The sequence below is a fragment of the Candidatus Cloacimonadota bacterium genome, assembly GCA_011372345.1.
GTDB lineage: Bacteria > Cloacimonadota > Cloacimonadia > Cloacimonadales > TCS61 > DRTC01.
Window position 1 is genome coordinate 1 of record DRTC01000421.1, and the last position, 6,843, is coordinate 6,843.

At 35.0% G+C, this 6,843-nt stretch carries 4 protein-coding genes; all 4 read left to right on the top strand.

What is annotated here, in order from left to right; genetic code table 11:
• Window positions 1-143: 143 nt before the first annotated feature.
• The gene (locus ENL20_08195) at window positions 144-830 is read left to right on the top strand and encodes a hypothetical protein (protein HHE38537.1); all 687 of its coding nucleotides are present in this window, start codon (window positions 144-146) and stop codon (window positions 828-830) included.
• 233 nt (window positions 831-1,063) lie between these two features.
• Window positions 1,064-2,185, top strand: a complete 1,122-nt coding sequence (gene rffA, locus ENL20_08200) for a dTDP-4-amino-4,6-dideoxygalactose transaminase (protein HHE38538.1) — start codon at window positions 1,064-1,066, stop codon at window positions 2,183-2,185.
• An 88-nt stretch (window positions 2,186-2,273) separates the two neighbouring features.
• Entirely contained in the window at window positions 2,274-3,989 is a 1,716-nt protein-coding gene (locus ENL20_08205; protein ID HHE38539.1) for a hypothetical protein, read from the top strand.
• 145 nt (window positions 3,990-4,134) lie between these two features.
• Window positions 4,135-6,843: exo-alpha-sialidase (locus ENL20_08210; protein ID HHE38540.1), on the top strand; the 2,709-nt coding region annotated here is incomplete at its 3' end.

The window sequence follows — 6,843 nt, forward strand, 5'->3', positions numbered from 1 at the left end:
AGATGAATAAAACTTTCAACCTGAACTCCATCCGTCAAAAGCCGGATGAAGTCCAGTCAAAAAGGCAAAAATGTTAGTTCTTGTTCGTTTTGTTAGTTGCCAATTATTTCGCGTATTTTCGTGTATTTCGCGGGTAAAAGAAAATGAAAAAAGTAGCGATCCTTCAATCCAATTACATCCCCTGGAAAGGATATTTTCACATCATCCAGAAAGTCGATTACTTCGTTTTTCTCGATACTGCTCAATACACAATTCGTGATTGGAGAAGCCGTAATTTGATAAAAACTCCGCAAGGTTTAAAGTGGCTTTCAGTTCCCAACAACGGGACACAAAAAATGAAAATAAATGAAGTTGAAATCAATAATAAAACAAAATGGTTTGAGAAACATTTCAGAACTCTGGAGATGAGTTATCATAAAACGAAATATTTCCAAAATTTTTCTACTTTTTTAGAAAAAGTTTATCTCAAAACCAAATGGCAGAAATTAAGCGAATTGAATCAATTTCTGATCAAGGAAATTTCCAATTTGCTGGGATTGCAAACGATTTTCTGCAATTCGGATGAATTCGAATTAGTTGCAGGAAAGAACGATAAGATCATTTCCATAATGAAACAACTGCAAGCAGATTATTACCTGACCGGACCTTCCGCAAAATCTTATCTTGATATTTCCAAATTTGAAAAAAATGATATAAAAGTCGAGTTTATGAATTATCCTGATTATCCCGAATATTCTCAACTCTGGGGAAAATTTGAGCATAATGTTTCCATTTTTGACCTGTTATTTTGTGTTGGACAGGATGCTCCGGAATATATTTGGGATTTTTAACTTTGCGAAAGTTGTGCTACTCCTTGCTTTTCTCGACTTTCGCAAAGATATGAGTTTTGGTTTGATGATGATATATTTGCGCAGATCAGATGAAGGAATTTCTTTGTGGGAATTTTCGCAAAGTCGCTGTCATTCCGAAGTTTCTTCTTGCTCTTATTAATGAGGAGTCTCCAGAATAACAGAGGGAAAATTGTTTAATGAAAAATAAAATCCGTTAAATCCATGAGCTAATAATGAAAATTCCATTCAATAAGCCATTAGTTCTGGGAACTGAAATTCTCTATTTGAATTCCGTGATTAAAAGGAAAAAATTTTCATCACGCGGTGAATTCATCAAAAAAGGCAGTGATTTGCTGGAAAAATACATCGGTTGCAATAAAGTTCTGCTGACATCCTCCTGCACCGGTGCCCTGGAAATAGCACTTTCATCTTTAGGACTAAAACCGGAAGATGAAGTAATAATACCTGCTTTCGAGCATTGCTCGATTGCCAACGCATTAGCTTCTGCAGGAGTAGAGATCGTCTGGTGCGATATCCGGGAAGATACAAAAAATATCGATGAATCTTTGATCGAAGGTTTGATCACCAAAAAAACTAAAGTTATAATTCCTGTTCATTATGCCGGAATTCCCTGCGAGATCGAAAAAATTTCGGATATCTGTAAAAAAAACAACTTGTTTCTGATCGAAGATGCTGCCCAGTCGATCGGAAGCAGATTTAACGAGAAACCGGCAGGAAGTTTTGGAGATATGGCAATCACCAGTTTTCATGAAACCAAAAATGTTCATTGCGGAGAGGGTGGTGCATTAATTATCAACAATCCAAAACTGGTCACAAAAGCGGAAAAGGTATTTCAGAAAGGAACGAATCGCAAAGATTTTGATCGAGGTTTAACAGAAAATTGGACCTGGCAAATTCTTGGGAAACATTTCATGATGTCCGAATTGCAAGCCGCTTTTCTTTATCCGCAATTATTGGAATTGGAAAAAATAAATTCAAATCGACTCCAATCCTGGCATTATTATTATCAACTTTTAGCGGAGTTTTTTCCAAAAAAGAAATTACCATTTGTTCCCCAAAATGTGTCTTATAATGCTCATTTATTCTATCTGGTTTTGGAAAATTCTCAACAGCGAAAAGAGATGATCGATTTTCTCAATTCAAAAGGAATTCAAGCAGTTTTTCATTACCAGCCCTTACATCGAGCACCTTTCTGGAAAGGAAAATACAAAAATGTCCAACTTCCGGTTACGGAAAAAATCGCTGAAACCATTCTCCGCTTACCGATGTTTTATAAACTTAAAAAAGAAGAGATTGAGTTTGTGGTGAAGAATATAAAAATATCTTTGCAATGAAACTTGCCTCCCGAAGGCTTTCGGGACAAAAATTTGGCAAGTTTCTCCTTCGTTCCAACGCTCCTGCGATATGAGAATCATAACATAAATGAATTCAAAGTATAACTTTTCAATAAAAAACATTCCCAAATGGAATCTGGGAAGGAGAGGAAATCTCATCCTTCTTACAACATTGCTCTTCCTCATCTACTTTTCTCCTTATATTCTCAAAGGCAAAAATTCCTTCATCCAAATCCACGACAATCTCAACCAGATCAACCAGTTCAGCATTTATAACGGGAAATTTCAGGGAGCATTATTCCCATCGGAAAAAATTCCGAATGCTACTTTACCCGGCGCAAATCCGATTTTCAGGGTTGGACAAATATCCATCAGCAAACTATTCTTCTCGCTTGATTATTTCTGGGGCTATGTTCTCAATGAATTTTTATATCGTCTTTTAGGATTTCTCGGACTTCTCTATCTGTTGAAAATTTTTACTCAAAATACCAAATTCCCGGATTATCTTCTCATTCTCATTTCTTTCTCATTCATTGCTCTCCCCTTCTGGTCTCCGGGTCATCTTTCCATTGCCGGAATTCCCCTTTTGATCCTCGCTTTTTATTATTTGTATCATCAACAAAAACTTCTCAGATCTTATTTGATAGTCATCTTATACGCATTTTATTCCAACCTTTTTGTTTCCGGAATTTTCATCTTTTTTGTCATCATATTTGCTTATATTTACCTTTTGTTCAAAAGTAAATTGAATCGACACCTGATTTTCGGTGGAATTCTCTTATTTGTTTGTTTTCTCGTTAGCCATTACTCGTTTTTCCTGATCCAGTTTGTGTATAATATTCCAACTAACCGGATTTCACAAAGTTTTACCGGTTATGGAGTTACCGAAACTCTGAAGCGAATCTTCATCCATTTTATTTCTTCCCAGATTTCATCTCAAAGTTTCCACGGCAGGTTCATTCTCCAATCTTCCCTGATCTTTATGTTTCTTTTATTTTTTTATAGGAAATTCCAACATCTGAAGCTGATTTTATTACTCTGGGCGTTTCTGCTTTTTTCTTCTCTAATTTATGGAATTTATTACTATCAGCCGTTTTTGGACTTTTATAATAAACTCGAACAAGGTTTCAGGCTGGAAAGATTTTATTTTCTCAATCCTGCTGTCTGGTACATTCTCTGGGGAATTTTACTGATCGAGTTTTATCAAATGATGAAGAACAAAAAAACTGCTCAAATCATTCTCATCATTCTGGTTTCTCTCCAGATTGGATACTGTCTGAAAAATTCGACTTTAATGGCTTTTACAGAAAAACCGACTTTCAAACAATTTTTTGCTCAAGAACAATTTTCGGAAATCGAAGCAAAATTGGAAAGAAATAAAAATGATTACAGAGTCGGTTGTATCGGTTTTTTCCCGGCGGTTGCTAATTATAACGGATTCAAAACTATCGATTCTTTCAGCGTTTTTTATCCGTTGGAATTCAAACAGAAATTTTATGAGATCATCAAAGATGAATTGAAACAAAACCCTGAAATTGAAGATTTTTTCCAGAATTGGGGAATACATGTCTTCCTTTTTGATGATAAGATAGGTAAACATTATTATGATCAGGATTACATTAAAGAAAATATCAATGAGATCCAATGCGATCTGAATATTAATAAACTAAAGGAGTTTAATGTAAAATATCTTTTCTCAACTGTTAGAATTTCCAATTATAAGGCAATTGGTTTGGAAAAGGTTTATAAAAACAATGACTCGAAATATTATTATCGTTTTTTTGTGTATGAAATAAAAACTTGAGATAAGCCGAATTCATTCGGTCTCAACTTAAATTTTTCAAAGGATTTGATGAAAATAGACAAGATCGGCATCTTGTTTTACGAAAATTTAACTTGCCAAATTTTTGAAATCTGGTAAGTTTAATCTGCTCAAAATGGAGGAAACCATGAAGCAAATATTATTTATTATTTTTTTATTTTATGTGATTACTTTATCTTCCCAATTCAATGAACCGGTTTTAATCGATAATCCGGAAAATCCCAATAATGCTGTGTGCTATTCAGGTCAACAATCATACAAAATTATTGGAGAGAAAGTTTACATAACTTTTATTCAGGCTGATGATGATAATTGGTGTATAAATTTCGGATATTCAGAAAACAACGGAAATGATTTCACATATACTGTTATTGAGACTATTGAAAAAAACTACACTGAACCGGTTGAAAGGATCACTCCCGTTTTAGAAGTTTTATCAAACGGCAATGTCATAATTTTTTACAGAGATCCGGAAGAATCTTCCGGTTTGTATAAAGCCATTTCCGAAGATAACGGACAGACTTTCACCACAGAATTAATTGCTGAAAATGTATATGAAATGCCGCTTCTTGTTAATAAAAATGATAATCTGGAACTTTGTTATATTTCCGGTCGTTTTGAACAAATGTCATCGTTCCAACATTTTACTAATGTTGAAGAAACTGAAAATGCGGATGGTGATTCCTTTCCATTATTCTTTTGGGGACAAGATGAATTATTCGGACCTGTTCACAGCAATGGTGATATTTGGATTTATAATATGGGAGGTTGGCCAACATTTCACGAAATGGTTACGACATCCGGAGTTTTTCAAATAACTCCCGGAGCCCCAATGGACGACATTTTCCTTGGCGGATGGCAGGAAAATGTTCCACCCAAACTCTTTGAACCGGAAGCAAATCTCATTCGAGAAAATGGTATCCAACCCTTTGATCCCACGAAAGAGATTGTTTATGTAAAAATTGATGGAAATTCCTATCAATCGATGTACGGAGATATGGAATTAGTCGGAATAGACTCCTTTAAAGTTTACAGTTGGTTTCCAGCAGATGCGCAGCAGGCAAATGATATTATTAACTCCGGGTATAACTGGTATGAAGATTCCGATCATATCTGGACGAATTATGTTCCCATCTATGATACACTCTGGACTCAAGGTCCATCCGGAACAATACAAGATCAATCTGTCTGGGTAGAAAGCGAACTCTGGATCGAGGGACAGGTTGAAGGAAAACAAACCTGGGGTTGTGCTGATACGGTTTATATTGTTGGTGACATAACCTATAATTGGACTACTATAGGATCTGCTCCCGATGATGAAGATAATCCCAATCTATTTGATTATTTCGGGTTGGTTTCAGAAGGAAAAATTCTCATTAAATACAAACACAAAGATCCATTTAATGATATGGTCTTAAGGGAGGATAATTGTGATGATATTTGGCTTTACGGAGCTTATGCAGCTATTGGTGAAGGAGATGAAAATACTCATGGAGAATTAGCCTGTCATTACGATGGAATATTTACTTTTGAATATCAACATCCTCACGGTTCTACTCCTGATTTCATCGCTCCCAGCCCTTATACCGGAAATGATACTCTTTATACTTATATAGATTTTCATAAAAATATTTTCCTACCAATTACTGGTATGCCGCCTGATATTTGCGATTTCCTCATACACGGAGGATTTCCCCAATCTCCTTACAATATGTGCGGCTATCCTTATGAATCTCCTGAATATCTCGAATCCTTTCCCAATAATGCTCCAACCTTTATTTATCCTTATGGAACAGATCATCCATGGTATAATCCTGTTTGGCCAGAATCTGCTGAAGATATCATAACTGAAAGAGGAACTATTCATCTATATGGTTCGATTGCTCAAAGACGAAGAGGTTATGTTCATCGTTCCGGGATAGATCCTTATAATCATCCTGATCAAAATGAATGGGATCTGGATAATTTTCATTATGATGGAACTCATCCTTCAACCGGTTATAATAAAGATTATCATTATGATCAACGGTTTAAATTTGTTGATTTAATTGATTTCCCTGTTACGAATGAAGATGGACAAAATTTAGTAATAACCAGATCAACCGATGGAGGACAAAACTTTGTTACTCAACTTGAACAGGAATTAGAATCTCCTGTTTTAGGGAAATTTATCGCATCTGATGGAAACAGCATTGTTATTGCTTTATATAAAAACTCGTCGGTCATTCAATTCCTTATTTCAGAAGATGGTATAAACTTTGAGGAACATGAATTTGTTTTTGAAGACTTATTTTTCTCTTTTCTCAAAAGTCTGAAAATCTTTAATAATGAGATTTATGTGCTTGTTTCATATTATGAGCTTTTTCAATCTTATGAGAATGATATAATACTGAAACTGAATATTAATGAGAACAGTTACCAGGTTTTGGAAACCTTTGATAACAATTATTTTATGAGTGATTTTAATATTTCCAATTCCGGTGAAAAAGTGTATGTTGGTGCTGCGTATGATGAACCGCAAAATTATGTTGATTTCCATTACACAAATGGTTCTGATAATTTTTCGGAATTCTATCAATGGCTGCCGGATTTTTTTAATGATGAGACCTCTCCTTTTACTTCAAAAATAGCAATAAATTTTAATGAATCCGATTCAGTTTATGTAAGTTTTTTAAAATCCGGTTCTATGTCTCCCTGCGGTTATCTCTATCTAACTTCCGGTCGTCTGGATTCCCTCACAACCAAAACAGATGAAGATTTTGATCTACCTGAATTCTTCATTTCCAATTATCCCAATCCGTTCAATCCGGAAGTTAATATCTCCTTTTCTCTTCCT